Below are 14,246 nucleotides of genomic sequence, written 5' to 3' on the forward strand. Positions count from 1 at the left end.
GAAGCTTGCCTCCGGGCGCCCGTTTCGCCGAAATCCGGCGGTCGACCCTTTCAAGGGGGGAAAGGCCCGGGCCGAAGGTCGCCGTTCACGGCCGCACGCCCAGCCGGTCGAGGGCGCTCAGCCGGCGGGAGCGCTCGATCCGGGCGGAAAGAGACGTCCGTTCGGCGAGCGCCGCCAGGCCGGCGAAGACGGCCCACACGCCGCCGGCGACGGCCGGCGGCGCCTGAAGAAGGGGGAAAAAAAGCGCCCACGCGAGGGTCGCGACACCCGCTTCGCCGAAGAGGGCCGTCTTCCGTCGGTCGGCCGAAAGGAGCGGGACGAGCCCGCCGAAAAACGCCGCTCCGGCCGGCGGCCCCCCGAAAGAAAAGGCGGGGAGGGCGACGAGGGCGAACGCTTTGAGGGCCCGGAGCGGCCGTTTGTCGAGCAGGTTGAGGCCGTGGGCCAGCGTGGAAAAAAGAAGCGCCCCCCAGGCCGGCGGAGCGCCGGAAGCGGCGGCCCCCAGGGCGCCGGCGACGGGATAGACGACGAGCCTGAGCCCGCCGGTCGTCGGCCGGAGCGTCCGCCGTATCGCCCGGAGGTGGCCCAGGATCCCCCGAACGGCCGTCGTGCCGAAGGCGTCGTCGACCCAGCCGGTGGCGGCCACCGCCAAAAGCCCCGCCGCCACCGCCGGCGCCTTCGGCCGGTCGGCCGGATCGGGCAAAAGCGCGTGGTCGGCGACGAGGGCGGCTCCCCACCCGAGGGCGAGGGCGAGGCCCGTCCCGGCCGGCACCGGGCGGCCGTCGGCGTTCGGCTTGACCCACCCGAACCGGACGGCCAGCCGGCCGTAGGCCGCCGCCATCCCCGCCGCCGCCACGCCCGCGGTGAGCGCTTCCAGCCCGCTTCGGAAGAGGCCGAAAAGCACCTCACCCATCGCCCCACCCTCCGCTTCGACGGACCCGACGGTCGTATGCCCAAAGCGCCCGAAGGACATCCCGGGCCTGTCGCGCCCGGTGCCACATAGCCGCCGGCGTGCGGCCCAGGCGGCGATGATCGAACGGAAGGGGCACCTCCAGCGGCACGATGCCGTCCCGGAGACTCAGGAGGTTCAGCATCGTCTCGGCGCCGTAGCCGACGTCAAGGGCCGGGGCCCAGCGGCGAAGAGGGGCGCCGGCGATCGCCCGCTGGCCGGACAGGGGCGCCTTAAGCCAGACGCCCGTCCGCCGCCAGACGGCCCGGGCCGAAAACCGCCGCAGCCAGCCAAAACCGTCCCCCGGCGCCGGCGGCAGGACGGCGACGACGTGCTCCGCCTCCCGAGCCAGGAGCGGGCGGACGAGGGCCTCGGCGAGGGCCGCACTTTCGCCGAGGTCCGCGTCCAAAAGGACGATCCACGCGCCCCGGCTTTCCAGGATGCCGGTCATGAGCGCCCGCCCTTTGCCCCGGTTGACCGGAAGGCGAACGAGGCGCACGGACGACCCCGCCCGGCTGCCTTGCCGGAACGCCGCGGCCGCGATCGCCTCCGGGCTCACCGGCGGCCGGCTGCCGTCATCGACGACGATCAGCTCCTCCCAAAACGGCCGCGCGGCGAGGCCGCGAAGGGTCGCGTAGAGCCGGTCCCCGGCGTTGTACGCCGGGACGATGACGCTCACCACGCGCCGCCCCTCCGCCCCGACGCAGGCGGCGAATCCGCCGCTTCAGTCGCCCGGCCGGACCGGTCGGCGAGGGCCGACAGGACGAAGCCCGTCCCGGCGGCGCTCAAGTCGACGATCCGATCCCCGTACAAAAGCCGCACCAACAGGGCCCCGGCCACCCCGGCCCTTCCTCGCTCCCGCGCCGCGAGAAAATCCGCTCCGTTGCCGAAAAGGAGAATCAACCGGGCACCGCCGTCGGCGACGAGCCGGACGGCCAGATCTTCGCTCGTCCCCGGCGACGGCACGACGCGGTAGGACAGGCCGAGCGCCCTGAGGCGCCGTTCGCCGGGCGCCCGGCCGTCCGGATAGGCGTGGACGATCCTGAGCGCGGCGACCCGAAGGGCCGACGCGCCGACGCTGTCCATGTCGCCGACGAGGAGGTCGATCGGGAGGTCGAGCCGAAGCAGATGATCGGCGCCGCCGTCGACGGCCGCCCAATACGGCGGCGCCTTCCCGGCAAACGCCGCCACGACCGGGAGAAGGCGCCGGAGGGCTTCCGGAGCGCCGGGGCTGCGGGCGACGACAACCGCGACCCGCCCGGACGCCGCCCGGAGCTCCGGAACCTCAAGCGGCGTTAAAAAGAGGGCGGCTTCTTTCCGCATCCGCTCGGCGGTATTTTGCACGAAGGCGAGAAAACGCCCGGGAAACGCCTCCGCGTCCCGGCAAACGGCCCGGACGACGTCGGCGGCGCCGACGGCCCGGAGGCGGACGGGCGCCGACCCGAGCGACGCATTTTGCACCGATTGCCGGGGATGAAAGAAAAAGGTGAGGCGCCGGCGTCCGGCTTCCGCCGCCAGGACGGTCCGATAGGCGGCCGTCCGATCTTCGCCGGGCAGCACGTCAAAGAGCGGAATCCCGGCCGCCAAGAGGAGCGCCGCGCCGAACGCCGGGCCCTCCGGCGGGGCGCTCGGCTGAAAATTGACGACGGCGCCGGCCCGGCGCTCGATCAGCGCGAGGGCGCTCGTCCGATCGATCCCCCGGTGATCGACGACGGCGGCCCATCCGGGCCGGAGATGGTGAAGGAGGCGCTTGGTCCGGCGGTCGAACGCCGCCGGCAAGCGAATGCGGTCCGTTTTCAAAGGCTGACGTCCTTCCGCGGCGCCGAAGGGCCGCCCGTGCTCCGCGCTTATTCTCTCAGATCAGTCTGCCCCGAACGGCCCGTTCCCATTCGCCGCCGCCGACACGCCCCCGGCCGGCGAAAAAGCGCTCCCCTCCCCCGTGTTGGATTCCAGCCTCGATCGGGTCCGCCCCCAGCCGCCGAAGCGCCTTTCGGCGCCGGCGCTGTGGGGTCGGTGCGACTTTTGTTAAGCCCCCGACGAGCTCGCCACGCGAGCCTCGAGGCGGAGTTTGTCCGCCAGCATGGCGATGAATTCGCTGTTCGTCGGTTTGTCCTTGGCGTGGCTCACCGTGTAGCCGAACGTCCGGTTGATCGCCTCGACGTTTCCCCGCTGCCAGGCGACCTCGATGGCGTGGCGGATCGCCCGCTCGACGCGGCTTGGCGTCGTTTTGAAACGCTCGGCGATGGACGGATAGAGCGTCTTGGTGATCGCGCCGAGGAGCTCGATGTCGTCGTAGACCATCCGGATCGCTTCCCGCAGATACTGGTACCCTTTGATGTGGGCCGGTACCCCGATTTCGTGCAAAAGCGTGCTGATCTTCGCTTCCAAAAGCGCCCGCTCCCGTTCGGCCTCCGCCGACGGCCCGGTCGGCACCGCCCGTTCGCTCGACCGGAGCCCGGGGCGGAACGAAGCGGATTCGCCGTCCTTCCGCCGAACGGCGTTCGGAGGCCGGTCTTCGGCGGGGGCGCCGACCGCCTCCCGAACCCGCCGGAGGAGCGCCGCGAAATCAAACGGTTTCATCATGTAATACGCCACGCCGTAACGGGTCGCCCGCCGGGCCATCTCCTCCTGGCCGAAGGCCGAAAGCATGATCACCTTCATCTCGCCGTTCAGGCGCCCGTCCTGAGCGAGGGCTTCCAGCACATCGATGCCGTCCCGCATCGGCATGATGACGTCTAAGAGGAGAACGTCCGGCGTATGCTGGTCGAGGAGCTCCAGGGCCGTCTGGCCGTCGTGGGCGACGGCCACAACCGAGATGTCTTCCTCCGCCTCGAGCACCTCGATGATCTGCCGGGTCAGCTCCCGGTTGTCGTCGACGATCATCACTTCAATCACGCCGATCCCTCCGCCCGTCATGATTCGGCGCCGTCGCCGGGCCCACACGTCGAAAGTTATTCGACAGGGAAGCGCAAAATCCTTCCGACGTCATTCCCTTTACAAAACTTTATCCATGAACGACGTATTTCGACAACATGAGCGCTCCGGCGCCGATCGCTGTCGATCGGCGCCGCGGCGCCCCTCCGCGTAAGAACGAATAAGAGCGAAAATGAACGAAAAGCCCGGCTCAGCCTCAGGCGGCCCGAGCCGGGCTTTCTTCGGGGGCGGTCTCGACTTCCGGGATGAGGTCCGTCATCCGAAGCATCCATTCGATGAAAACGCCGTATCCGCGGGCGGAATCGGAGACGAAGACGTGGGTGACGGCGCCGGCCAGCCGGTCGTCCTGCAGGATGGGGCTTCCGGACATGCCCTGGACGATGCCGCCGGTTTTTTCAAGCAGCCGGGGATCGGTCACGCGGATGATCATGCTCTTTGTCGACGGGGCATCCTGACGAAAGACGCTTTCGATCTCGATGTCGTACGCCTCGATCCGGTCCCCCTCGACGACGGTGAGGATCTTCGCCGGACCGGGGTGGACCTCGTCCGCCGGCGCGACCGGCAGCGGGTCCCGAAAGAGCGGGTGCGTCGGTACGGCCGTAAGGCGGCCGAAGATCCCGAAGGGCGTGTTTTTCTCGATGTCGCCGATCTTTTTCCCTTCCTCGGGAAAGATCGCCCGGATCGCTCCCGGACGCCCCGGCCATCCCCGGTCGACGTCGCTCACCGTCGACGGCAGGATGACGCCGCCGCCGGCGGCGATCGGCCGCCGGGTGTCGAGGTCGCTGATGACGTGGCCGAGGGCGCCGTAGATGCGCGTGTTGGGATCGTAGAACGTGAGCGTTCCGACGCCGGCGGCCGAATCCCGCACGAAGAGCCCCAGCTTGTAGCTATTGTCCTCGGGGTCGAGAAGCGGCCGGACGGTCACGGTGAGGACGTCTTCTCCCCGGGCCAGCTCGACGGTCATCGGCCGGCCGGCCCGGCCGGCGGCTTCGATGAGGTGCCCGAGTTCCCCGGCGTCTTTGAGCGGCTTTCCGTCGACCTTTTTGATCCGATCGCCGACGCGAATCGCCGCGTCCTCCGCCGGTGAAACGCCCCGGCCGTCGGCGGTGACGATCTTTTTGTAGCCGACGACCAGGACGCCGTCGGTCTTCAGTTTCACGCCGATCGACTGCCCGCCGGGATAGACCCGAAGCTCCGGGAACACCCGGACGTTCATCCGGGCGACGGGGAGCGCGCCGAGGCGCACGTCCACCGTCGCCTTCCCGGCGGCGCGGGGCTCGAGGGCGGCGTCGCCGAAGACGTCGATGACGGACGGGTCGCTGGAGGCGAGGCGAAAGAGCGGCGGAAGCGGGAGGGAAAACGGCGTGCCGGCGAAGAGGCGTTTTTCCGGCGCGAGGGTAAAATAAGGGGCGAAGAGCGGAGTCTGGACGAGGATGAGCAGAACAAAAACGCCCACGAGGACGCGGTTCGGCCGCCACCGGCCATCTCTCTGCACGGCTCCACACTCCTTCTCTCCTCGGACGCCCCCGCTCGCGCGGTACTCATAATCTTGCCCTCGGCCACATCGGGTATACCCGCAAAACCTTACCGCTCGGGGGCGCCGGAGAGAAGAGCGGCTTTTTTCTCCTCCGCCTGGCGCCGAAGGAACGCCGCGTGGCGCAAGGCGGCCTCGGTGACGACTTCTCCTGAGATGAGCCGGGCGAGCTCCTGATCCGCCTCCGCCGGCGCGAGGCGTTCGATCGCCGAGGCCGCCCCCTCGCCGGTGACGCGTTTGGACAACCGAAAATGGGCATCCGCAAAGGCGGCCACCTGAGCGAGGTGGGTGACGGCGATCACCTGGTGCCGGAGCGCGAGGCGGGCCATCGCCTCGCCGATCGCCTCGCCGGCGGAGCCGCCGACGCCGGTGTCGATTTCGTCGAAGATGAACGTCGCCGGCGGAAGCACCTCCGCCAGCGCGGCAAAAAGGGCCAGCGCCACCCGCGAAAGCTCCCCGCCGGAGGCCGCCTTGTGAAGCGGCCGCGGCGGATCGCCGGGGTGCGGCTGAAACAAAAGCTCCGGCGCCTCGAGCCCGTCGGCCCATCCGGACGGGTCGGGAAATGCCCCTTCCGGCCGCACGGGGTCGAGGCGGACGATCAGGCGGGCGGCCGGAAGCTCCAGCGTCCGGACGACGGCGGTCGCCTTCGCCTCGAGAAGCGCCCGGGCCTCCTCCCGGGCCCGAAAAAGCGCCGCCCCGGCCTTGAGCCACGCATCCCGGAACGCCGCCAGCGCCTTTTGTTCCGCCTCCCGGGCGGCTTCTTCATCGTCCAGCGCCGAAAGCGCCGCTTCCGCTTCCTCCGCGGTCCGAAGGACCGCCTCCAGCGACCCGCCGTAACGTTTTTTCAGCCGCTCCAGGGCCTCCAGCCGCTCCTCGACGGCCTGAAGCATCTCCGGTCCTTCCGCCTCCAGCGCCTCTCCGGCATCGACGAGGGCGGCGGCGATTTCCTCCAGCTGAACCCGGAGCTCCGCAATCTTCGCGCCATAGGCGGCGAGCGCCGGGTCGGCCTCCTCGAGCTCCCGGAGCGCCGCCTCGGCGACCCGGAGCAGATCGAGCGCCCGGTGCTCGTCCGAAAGGGCCCGGTAAGCCCGGGCGAGGGCGCTGCGGATGCGCTCCGCGAAAAGCAGGCGGTTGCGCCGCTCCCACAGGGCCGCATCTTCCCCCGCCTTCGGCCGAACGGCCCGAATGTCGGCGAGCGCCTCTTCGTACGCTTCCCGCCGGGCGCGGGCTTCCGCCCGCCGGGCGTCCGCCCGGGCGGCGGCGACGTACGCCTCCCGGTACCGCTCGTACGCGGCGCGGTACCGTGCCCGGGCTTCCGCGACCGCTTGCCCCCCCAGGGCGTCGATCCAGGTCCGAAGGCGGTTCGGCTCGGCGATCCAGAGCTCATCATGCTGCCGATGCCAGACGATGAGGTGCGGCGCGATGGCCCGGAGGGCCGAAAGCGGCACGAGGGCGCCGTTTAGGCGGACGGTGCTTCGACCGCCGGGGACGATCTCCCGCCGGATGACGATGAGGCCGTCCTCCGCGTCAAACGGCGCCCCGACCGCCTGAAGCGCCTCGGCCACCGACGCCTCCGTCGCCACGAGCCACCGTCCCTCGACGACCGCCGCCCGGGCGCCGCGGCGGACGACGTCCTCCCGGGCCCGCTCTCCGACCAGGAGGGCGAGGGCCTCGAGGAGGAGCGACTTGCCGGCGCCGGACTCCCCGGTGAGGACGTTCATCCCCGGGGCCCACTCGACCTTCGCCCGGGGAAACACCGCCACGTTTTCCACCGAAAGCGTGATCAGCACCTTCCCCCTCCTTTTCCCCGCCTCCGCCTCTCGGACCCGCCACAGGCCCGCCGGCCGTCTCGGCCGACGGCTTGTTTCAGCTCCGTCGCCCGGCGGCTTTCCCGACGCACCTTCCCGAAAAGACCTGGCCTGAGGCCGACCGCCGGTCTGGTCGCTCTACCGGTGGCAAGCCCGCGGCTGGCCTGAGGTCGACCGAAGAACGGTTCTTTTCCCTTCTCCGCCTCAGCGCCCGACTTCCGGAGCCCCGAACGAAAGCAGCCAACGCCGCACCTCCAGGGCGCCGGCGGCGCTCCGGCAGACGAGGAGGCACGTGTCGTCGCCGCAGACCGTCCCGACGAGCTCCGGATGGCCGAGGTCGTCGATGACGGCGCCAAAGGCGTTGGCGTTCCCCGGGAGCGTTTTCAAAACGAGCAAATTTTCCGCCGGCTCTACGGTCAGAAACGCCTCCAGCATGAGCCGCCGGAGTTTGTCGGCGCTCGCGCTCCTTCGGTCGGCGCCCGAAAGGGCGTAGCGGTACCTCCCCTCCGGCGTCGGCACCTTGACGAGGCCCAGCGCCTTGATGTCCCGCGAGACGGTCGCCTGCGTCACCCGAAAGCCTTCCCGTCGCAACAGTTCGACGAGCTCTTCCTGCGTCTCGATGACCCGTTCCGAGACGAGCGCCTTGATCCGGACGAGGCGCGCCTCCTTACCCTTCACCGCGATCCCCTTTCGACCCTCTTCCGGGCGCCGGCCCCTTTGCCCTCTGAGAAAGCGGCTCATCCCCTTCCCGGTGCGCCGCCTCGACCGCCGCCCGAATCGCGGGCGCGTCGACGCGGCCCGGGGGCACTCCTTTTTGCGCCCACAGCAAAAACTCGATGTTTCCGTCGCCGCCCCGGATCGGCGACGGGATCACGCCTTTCGGAAAGAGGCCGCTCGCCTCTGCCGCCCGGACGACGCCGGCCAGGACGTCGGCGTGCACCGCCGGGTCCCGGACGAGGCCGCCTTTTTCCACCCGCTCCGGCCCCGCCTCAAAGGGCGGCTTGACGAGGGCGATGAGATCGCCCCCTTCCCGAAGCACCGCCGCCAGGGCCGGAAAGACAAGGGCGAGGGAAATGAACGAAAGATCGGCCGTCACCACGTCCACCGGCGCCCCGTCGGGAAGCCGATCGAGGGCGAGGTGGCGGACGTTCGTCCGCTCGAGGACGACCACCCGCGGGTCCGTCCGGAGCGACCAGGCGAGCTGTCCGTAGCCGACGTCGACGGCGATCACCTGGGCGGCGCCGTGCTGAAGCGCGCAATCGGTAAACCCGCCGGTCGAAGCGCCGGCATCGAGCACCCGCCGGCCCCGAAGGTCGACGCCGAACGCCCGAAGGGCCGCCTCGAGCTTCAGTCCGCCGCGGCTGACGTATCGCGGCCGCTCCCCCCGAAGGCGAATCGGCGCCTCCGGCGGCACCTTCTCCCCCGGTTTGTCCGCCACCCGGTCGCCGACGAGAACCTCGCCGGCCATGATCGCCCGGCGGGCCTGCTCCCGGCTGGAAAAAAAGCCCCGCCGCACGAGGAGGACGTCGAGGCGCTCTTTGGCCTTCTCCGTCACGAAAGCCGCCTGGCCTTTCCGACCGGCCGGGCGAGGGCCCGCCGAATGCGCTCCGCCACCGTCTCCGGCTCGAGGCCGACCGCCTGAAGCAGCGCTTCGACGCTCCCGTGCGGGATGAACCGGTCCGGAAGTCCGAAGCGGAGGAAGCGGACGCCGGGCCGCGCCTCCGTCTCCTCGAGCCAGTCGTGGTAGCGGGCGACGACCCGCTCGCCGAAGCCGCCGATCAAAGCTGACTCCTCGAGCGTCGCGATGAGCGGCACGCCGGCAAACAGCTCCCGAAGGAGCGCCTCGTCGAGGGGCTTGACGAAGCGGGCATTGATGACCGCCGCCCGGAGGCCTTGGCGGATCAGGCGATCGGCCACCGCCTGGGCCAGCCGGACCATGTTCGGCCCGACGGCGAGGAGGGCGAGATCCCGGCCCTCCTCCAGCACCTCCCACGATCCGATCGGGATGCGGCGGAAGGCGTCGTCGAGGGCGACGCCGACGCCCTGCCCCCGGGGGTAGCGGACGAAAAACGGCACCCCGTCGGTCACGACGGCGGTGTACAAAAGATGCTGCAGCTCATTTTCGTCCTTCGGCGCCGCGATGACCGCATGGGGAACCGCCGAGACGATCGGGATGTCGAACACCCCCTGGTGCGTCTCCCCGTCCTGGCCGACGAGGCCCGCCCGGTCGACGGCGAAGACGACGCCGAGTTTCTGCAGCGCCACGTCGTGGATCACCTGGTCCACCGACCGCTGCAAAAACGTCGAATAAATCGAGACGACCGGCTTCATCCCGTCGGCGGCAAGCCCCGCGGCCATCGTCACCGCGTGCTGCTCGGCGATGCCGACGTCGAAACTCCGCTCCGGAAACCGCTCGAAAAACGGCCGGAGCCCCGAGCCCGAAATCATCGCCGGCGTGATGACGCAAAGCCGAGGCTCCGCTTCCGCCAGGCGGATCAGGGTGCGGGCGAAGACCGACGCATAGCTCGGCGGCCCGACGACCTTGATCATCTCGCCCGTCTCGATCTTGTACGGGCCGGTGCCGTGGTAGGCGTCGGCATCGTTTTCCGCCGCCGGGTAGCCCTTCCCCTTTTTCGTCAGCACATGAACGAGGACCGGCCCGTCGACCTTCTTCGCCTGTTCCAGCGTCGCCTCCAGGGCGGCGAGGTCGTGGCCGTCCACCGGCCCGAGATACGTAAACCCGAGCTCCTCAAACCACATCCCGGGGACGAAAAACTGCTTGAGGGCCTCTTTGAGCCGTTCCGCCGTCTTAAAGAGGCCGTCGCCGACCTTCGGAATCCGCCGGAGGAGGTGTTCCACCTCGCCCTTCGCCCGCCGGTAGCGCTCCCCCGTCCGGATGCGGGTGAGGTAGTGGTGGATCGCCCCGACGTTCGGCGAGATGCTCATCTCGTTGTCGTTTAAGACGACGATCACCCGGCGCTTTTCATGGCCGAGGTTGTTGAGCGCTTCATACGCCATGCCGCCGGTGAGCGCCCCGTCGCCGATGACGGCGACGACGTGGTGCCGCTCGCCCCGGAGGTCCCGGGCGACGGCCATCCCGTGGGCCGCCGAAAGCGACGTCGACGCGTGCCCCGCTTCCCAGACGTCGTGCGGGGACTCCGACCGCTTCAAAAAACCCGACAGCCCGCCGTACTGCCGGAGCGTGCGAAAGCGCTCCCGGCGCCCGGTGACGATCTTATGCACATAGCCCTGGTGGCCGATGTCCCAGATGAGCCGGTCCTCCGGGGAGCGGAACACCCGGTGAAGCGCCAGCGTGAGCTCCACGACGCCGAGGTTCGGCGCGAGGTGTCCGCCCGTCTGGGCGAGCGTCGTGATGAGAAACGTCCGGATTTCCGCCGCCAGGCGTTCCAGTTCGTCGATGGAAAGCGCCCGGAGGTCCGCCGGGTCGCGGATGGTCTCGAGCACGCCGACCCCTCCCGTGTGTTCGACCGGGCGACTACCGGTCTCGGGCGGCGATGAACTCCGCCAGCGCCCGAAGCTCCGATCGTTCCAGCCCCGCCGTCCGGAGCGCCTCCGCCGCCTCGCCGATCAGCCGATCCCGAAGGCGACGGCTTTCCTCCAGGCCGAGAAGGGCCGGGTACGTCGCCTTGCCGAGGGCCTCATCCCGATGCGGCGTCTTCCCGAGCGCCGCGGCGTCGCCGGTTACATCTAAAATATCATCCTGAACCTGAAAAGCCAAGCCGATCGCCCGGCCGTACGCCGAAAGCGCCGCGAGCGTCTTTTCCCCGGCGCCGGCAAGGATCGCCGCCCCGACGACCGAAAAGCGGATGAGGGCCCCCGTTTTCATCCGGTGCATCGCCTCCAGGGCGGCGAGATCGACCCGGCGCCCCCCACCGGTGTAGGCAAGATCGAGCGCCTGGCCGCCGACCATCCCGACCGGCCCGGCCGCCTCCGCCAGTTCCGCGACAAGCCGCACGACCACCCCCGGCGGGACGCCGTCCGCCGCCAGCCGGACGAGCGTCCCGAACGCGAGCGCCTGCAGCCCGTCCCCGGCGAGGATGGCCATCGCCTCCCCGAAGACGCGGTGGTTCGTCGGCCGCCCCCGCCGGAGGTCGTCGTCGTCCATCGCCGGAAGATCGTCGTGGATGAGCGAGTACGTGTGCACCATCTCGATCGCCGCCGCCAGGGGAAACCCTTTTTGATGCGGCGTGCCGAGGCTTTCCAGCGTCGCAAACACGAGCGCCGGCCGGAGGCGCTTGCCGCCGCCGAGAAGCGAATACGCCATCGCCTCCCGGAGCGCCTCCGGCGCCTCCGGCGGAAGATAGTCCGAAAGGGCCGCCTCGAACGCCTCAAGGCGCGGCCGCTGTCTGGCCCAGAACGCGTCCGGCGTCCGTTCCTCCGGAAGCCCCTCCGGGATCCCCGCTCCTTCGGGCGTCATCGTTCGGCGCCTCCAAAGGGCCGCTCCACCCAGAGCCCCGGCGCCTCTTCCAGGAGCACCGTCACCTTCTGCTCGACGGCGGTGAGGAGCTCGTCGCACCGGCGGGCAAGGAGCACCCCTTCCCGGTACAGGTCGATCGCCACCTCCAGCGGCACATCGCCGGACTCGAGGCGGCGGACGACGTCTTCCAGTCGTTCCAGGGCCGCTTCAAAGCCGAGCGCCTGAATCTCTTCCGGCGAAAGCCCCTCCGCCGGCCGCCCGGCGCCCGGATCCCCGTTTTCCGACCTCAGCCCTTCCGGCGCCCGTCCGCCGGCCTCCGCTCGGATCTCGTCTCCCACGACCACGCCTCCTCCCGGATGTCCCAAACCGTCACGATCGCCACGCCGTCTTCAAAACGAAGGCGGAGCCCCTCCCCCGGCGCGAGGGACGCCGCCCGTTTCACCAGCCGCCCGTCCGGGCCCTCGACGAGGGCATAACCCCGGCGCAGGGGGGCCAGCGGCCCCGCCGCCTCAAGGCGGGCGGCCCACTGGGCGAGGACGATGCGGTGCCGACGTAGCGCCTCCAGCATCGCCCGTCCAAGCCGCCGGCGGACCTCGTCGAACCGCCGCCTGGCCCGGATGACCTCGGCTTCCAGCCGCCGGACATCGCCGAGGCGACCGCGCACGGCCTCGAGGCGGGCCCGGCGCCGTTCGAGCATCCGTTCCATCGCCCCCACGAGGCGTTCCGTCGCTCGGTCCAGTCGCTCCTCATGGGGGCGGATCAGCCGCTCCGGCGCCTGCCAGATCGCCCGATCGAGGACCGCCTGAAGCCGCTCCCGGCCCCGACGGACCCGGTCGACGAGGCGCCCTTCCATCCGCCGGCGAAGTTCCGCAAGGAGCTTTCTGAGCTCCCGCCGATCCGGCACCGCCCGCTCGGCGGCACCGGTCGGCGTTGGCGCCCGGAGATCGGCGACGAAATCGGCGATCGTCGTGTCCGTCTCATGGCCGACGCCGCTTATGATCGGCACCGGTGAGGCGAAGATCGCCCGGGCGACCGCCTCGTCGTTAAACGCCCAGAGCTCCTCGATCGATCCGCCTCCCCGAGCGACGATCGCCACATCCGGCGGCGGGACGAGCGCCCGAAGCCGGTCCAAGGCCGCCACGAGCGACGCCGGCGCCTCGAGGCCCTGCACCTGCGCCGGGATGATGACGACGTTCGCCGCGGGGAAGCGGCGGCCGAGCGTCGTCAGAATGTCCCGGATCGCCGCGCCGCTCGTCGACGTGATGACGGCGACCCGCTCCGGAAAGCGGGGAATCGGCCGTTTCCGGTCGAAAAGCCCTTCCCGCCGGAGCTTTTCCTTGAGCTGCTCGAAGGCGAGGTACAGGTTTCCGATCCCGTCCGGCTGCATCTCCTTGACGTACAGCTGATAGACGCCGTCCCGCTCGAAGACGTCGACATCGCCCCGGGCGATGACCCGAAGCCCGTCCTCCGGCCGGAAACGGAGGGCGCGGTTCGCGCTGGCAAACATGACCGCCTGAAGCCGGGACGTCTCATCCTTCAGCGAAAAATACATGTGGCCCCGGGGATGATGCTTGAAGTTCGAAATCTCCCCTCGGACCCAGACGTCCCGGAACATCGCCTCCCGGGCAAGATGCGCCTTCACCAGGCGGTTTAAGGCCGTCACCGTAAGCGCCCCTTCCGCCGACCGGCCGAGGTCGGGCTCATGCACCGGCCACATCGCGCCACCCCCGCCGGCGCCGGGCCGCCAAAACGGTATTCTTGAGGAGCATCGCCACCGTCATCGGCCCGACGCCCCCCGGAACCGGCGTGAGCCACTCCGCCACTTCCGCCACCGCCGGGTGAACGTCGCCGACGAGGTGGCCGGCCTCGTCCCGGTGGATGCCGACGTCGATCACCACCGCCCCGGGCTTGACGAACTCCGGCCCGAAGAAATGCTTCTTCCCCACGGCGACGACGACGATGTCCGCTTCCCGGGTGAACCGCCCGATCGGTCCGCTCCGGGAATGAAGCATCGTGACCGCCGCATCCCGCATCAGAAGAAGCTGCGCCGCCGGCCGACCGACGATGTTGCTCCGGCCGACGACGACCGCATGCCGCCCGGCGATCGGGATGTCGTACGCGTCGAGAAGGGCGACGATCCCCTTCGGCGTGCACGGCACAAGGCCCGACGCGTCGCCGCGGAACAGCCGCCCGGCGTTTTCCGGCGTAAAACCGTCGACGTCTTTGGCCGGGTCGATCGCTTCGATGACCGCCGCCTCATCGATATGCGGCGGAAGCGGCAGCTGAACGATCACGCCGTCGACGTCCGGATCGTCGCTGAGCGCCCGGACGCGGGCGACGAGCTCCGCCTCGGCGACCTCGGCCGGCAGGCGAACGACCGTCGAGCGCATGCCGACGGCTTCCGCCTTTTTGGCCTTCGACCGGACGTACGTCGCCGACGCCGGATCATCTCCGACGAGGACGACCGTAAGATGCGGCCACACCCCGCCGGCCCGAAGCGCCGCCACTTCTTGCCGGAGCTCCTCCATCACCCGCTCGGCGACTGCCCGTCCGTCGATCGTCCGCGCCCCCATCACACCGACTCCT

13 protein-coding genes are annotated in these 14,246 nt (G+C 70.2%); all 13 read right to left on the bottom strand.

Features of this window, described 5'->3' with window-relative positions; genetic code table 11:
- Positions 1 to 85: 85 nt before the first annotated feature.
- The gene (locus K2M58_RS06595) at positions 86 to 910 is read right to left on the bottom strand and encodes a hypothetical protein (protein WP_220676900.1); all 825 of its coding nucleotides are present in this window, start codon (positions 908 to 910) and stop codon (positions 86 to 88) included.
- Complete coding sequence (locus K2M58_RS06600) at positions 903 to 1,625, bottom strand: glycosyltransferase family 2 protein (protein WP_220676901.1); 723 nt, start codon at positions 1,623 to 1,625, stop codon at positions 903 to 905. Before K2M58_RS06600 ends, K2M58_RS06595 begins: the two co-directional genes overlap by 8 nt.
- Positions 1,622 to 2,746, bottom strand: a complete 1,125-nt coding sequence (gene steA / locus K2M58_RS06605) for a putative cytokinetic ring protein SteA (RefSeq protein WP_220676902.1) — start codon at positions 2,744 to 2,746, stop codon at positions 1,622 to 1,624. Before steA ends, K2M58_RS06600 begins: the two co-directional genes overlap by 4 nt.
- A gap of 225 nt (positions 2,747 to 2,971) precedes the next feature.
- Entirely contained in the window at positions 2,972 to 3,847 is an 876-nt protein-coding gene (gene spo0A / locus K2M58_RS06610; RefSeq protein WP_156423561.1) for a sporulation transcription factor Spo0A, read from the bottom strand.
- 229 nt (positions 3,848 to 4,076) lie between these two features.
- Positions 4,077 to 5,375, bottom strand: a complete 1,299-nt coding sequence (spoIVB, locus tag K2M58_RS06615; RefSeq protein ID WP_220676903.1) for a SpoIVB peptidase — start codon at positions 5,373 to 5,375, stop codon at positions 4,077 to 4,079.
- 89 nt (positions 5,376 to 5,464) lie between these two features.
- Positions 5,465 to 7,204, bottom strand: a complete 1,740-nt coding sequence (locus K2M58_RS06620; protein ID WP_220676904.1) for a DNA repair protein RecN — start codon at positions 7,202 to 7,204, stop codon at positions 5,465 to 5,467.
- Positions 7,205 to 7,426: 222 nt separating this feature from the next.
- The gene (gene argR, locus K2M58_RS06625; RefSeq protein WP_252393399.1) at positions 7,427 to 7,900 is read right to left on the bottom strand and encodes an arginine repressor; all 474 of its coding nucleotides are present in this window, start codon (positions 7,898 to 7,900) and stop codon (positions 7,427 to 7,429) included.
- Complete coding sequence (locus K2M58_RS06630; RefSeq protein ID WP_220676906.1) at positions 7,890 to 8,777, bottom strand: TlyA family RNA methyltransferase; 888 nt, start codon at positions 8,775 to 8,777, stop codon at positions 7,890 to 7,892. The genes argR and K2M58_RS06630 overlap by 11 nt, the downstream gene beginning before the upstream one ends.
- Positions 8,774 to 10,687, bottom strand: a complete 1,914-nt coding sequence (dxs, locus tag K2M58_RS06635; protein ID WP_220676907.1) for a 1-deoxy-D-xylulose-5-phosphate synthase — start codon at positions 10,685 to 10,687, stop codon at positions 8,774 to 8,776. Before dxs ends, K2M58_RS06630 begins: the two co-directional genes overlap by 4 nt.
- Before the next feature lie 31 nt (positions 10,688 to 10,718).
- Positions 10,719 to 11,660, bottom strand: a complete 942-nt coding sequence (locus K2M58_RS06640) for a polyprenyl synthetase family protein (protein ID WP_220676908.1) — start codon at positions 11,658 to 11,660, stop codon at positions 10,719 to 10,721.
- On the bottom strand, positions 11,657 to 11,998 hold the full coding sequence (gene xseB, locus K2M58_RS06645) for an exodeoxyribonuclease VII small subunit (protein WP_322787500.1): 342 nt from the start codon (positions 11,996 to 11,998) through the stop codon (positions 11,657 to 11,659). The genes K2M58_RS06640 and xseB overlap by 4 nt, the downstream gene beginning before the upstream one ends.
- A complete protein-coding gene (xseA, locus tag K2M58_RS06650) occupies positions 11,947 to 13,377 on the bottom strand; it encodes an exodeoxyribonuclease VII large subunit (protein ID WP_220676909.1) in 1,431 nt (476 codons plus the stop codon). The genes xseB and xseA overlap by 52 nt, the downstream gene beginning before the upstream one ends.
- A complete protein-coding gene (locus K2M58_RS06655; RefSeq protein WP_220676910.1) occupies positions 13,361 to 14,233 on the bottom strand; it encodes a bifunctional 5,10-methylenetetrahydrofolate dehydrogenase/5,10-methenyltetrahydrofolate cyclohydrolase in 873 nt (290 codons plus the stop codon). The genes xseA and K2M58_RS06655 overlap by 17 nt, the downstream gene beginning before the upstream one ends.
- Positions 14,234 to 14,246 lie beyond the last annotated feature (13 nt).

Origin of the sequence: Hydrogenibacillus sp. N12, from assembly GCF_019645935.1 — a bacterium.
Classification (GTDB): Bacteria; Bacillota; Bacilli; order Thermicanales; family DSM-22653; genus Hydrogenibacillus; species Hydrogenibacillus schlegelii.

Excerpts from the sequence above, each read along its gene's own strand:
- K2M58_RS06595 (WP_220676900.1), bottom strand. The coding sequence starts at position 910 with ATGGGTGAGGTGCTTTTCGGCCTCTTCCGAAGCGGGCTGGAAGCGCTC.
- K2M58_RS06640 (WP_220676908.1), bottom strand. The coding sequence starts at position 11,660 with ATGACGCCCGAAGGAGCGGGGATCCCGGAGGGGCTTCCGGAGGAACGG.
- xseA (WP_220676909.1), bottom strand. The coding sequence starts at position 13,377 with ATGTGGCCGGTGCATGAGCCCGACCTCGGCCGGTCGGCGGAAGGGGCG.
- K2M58_RS06655 (WP_220676910.1), bottom strand. The coding sequence starts at position 14,233 with ATGGGGGCGCGGACGATCGACGGACGGGCAGTCGCCGAGCGGGTGATG.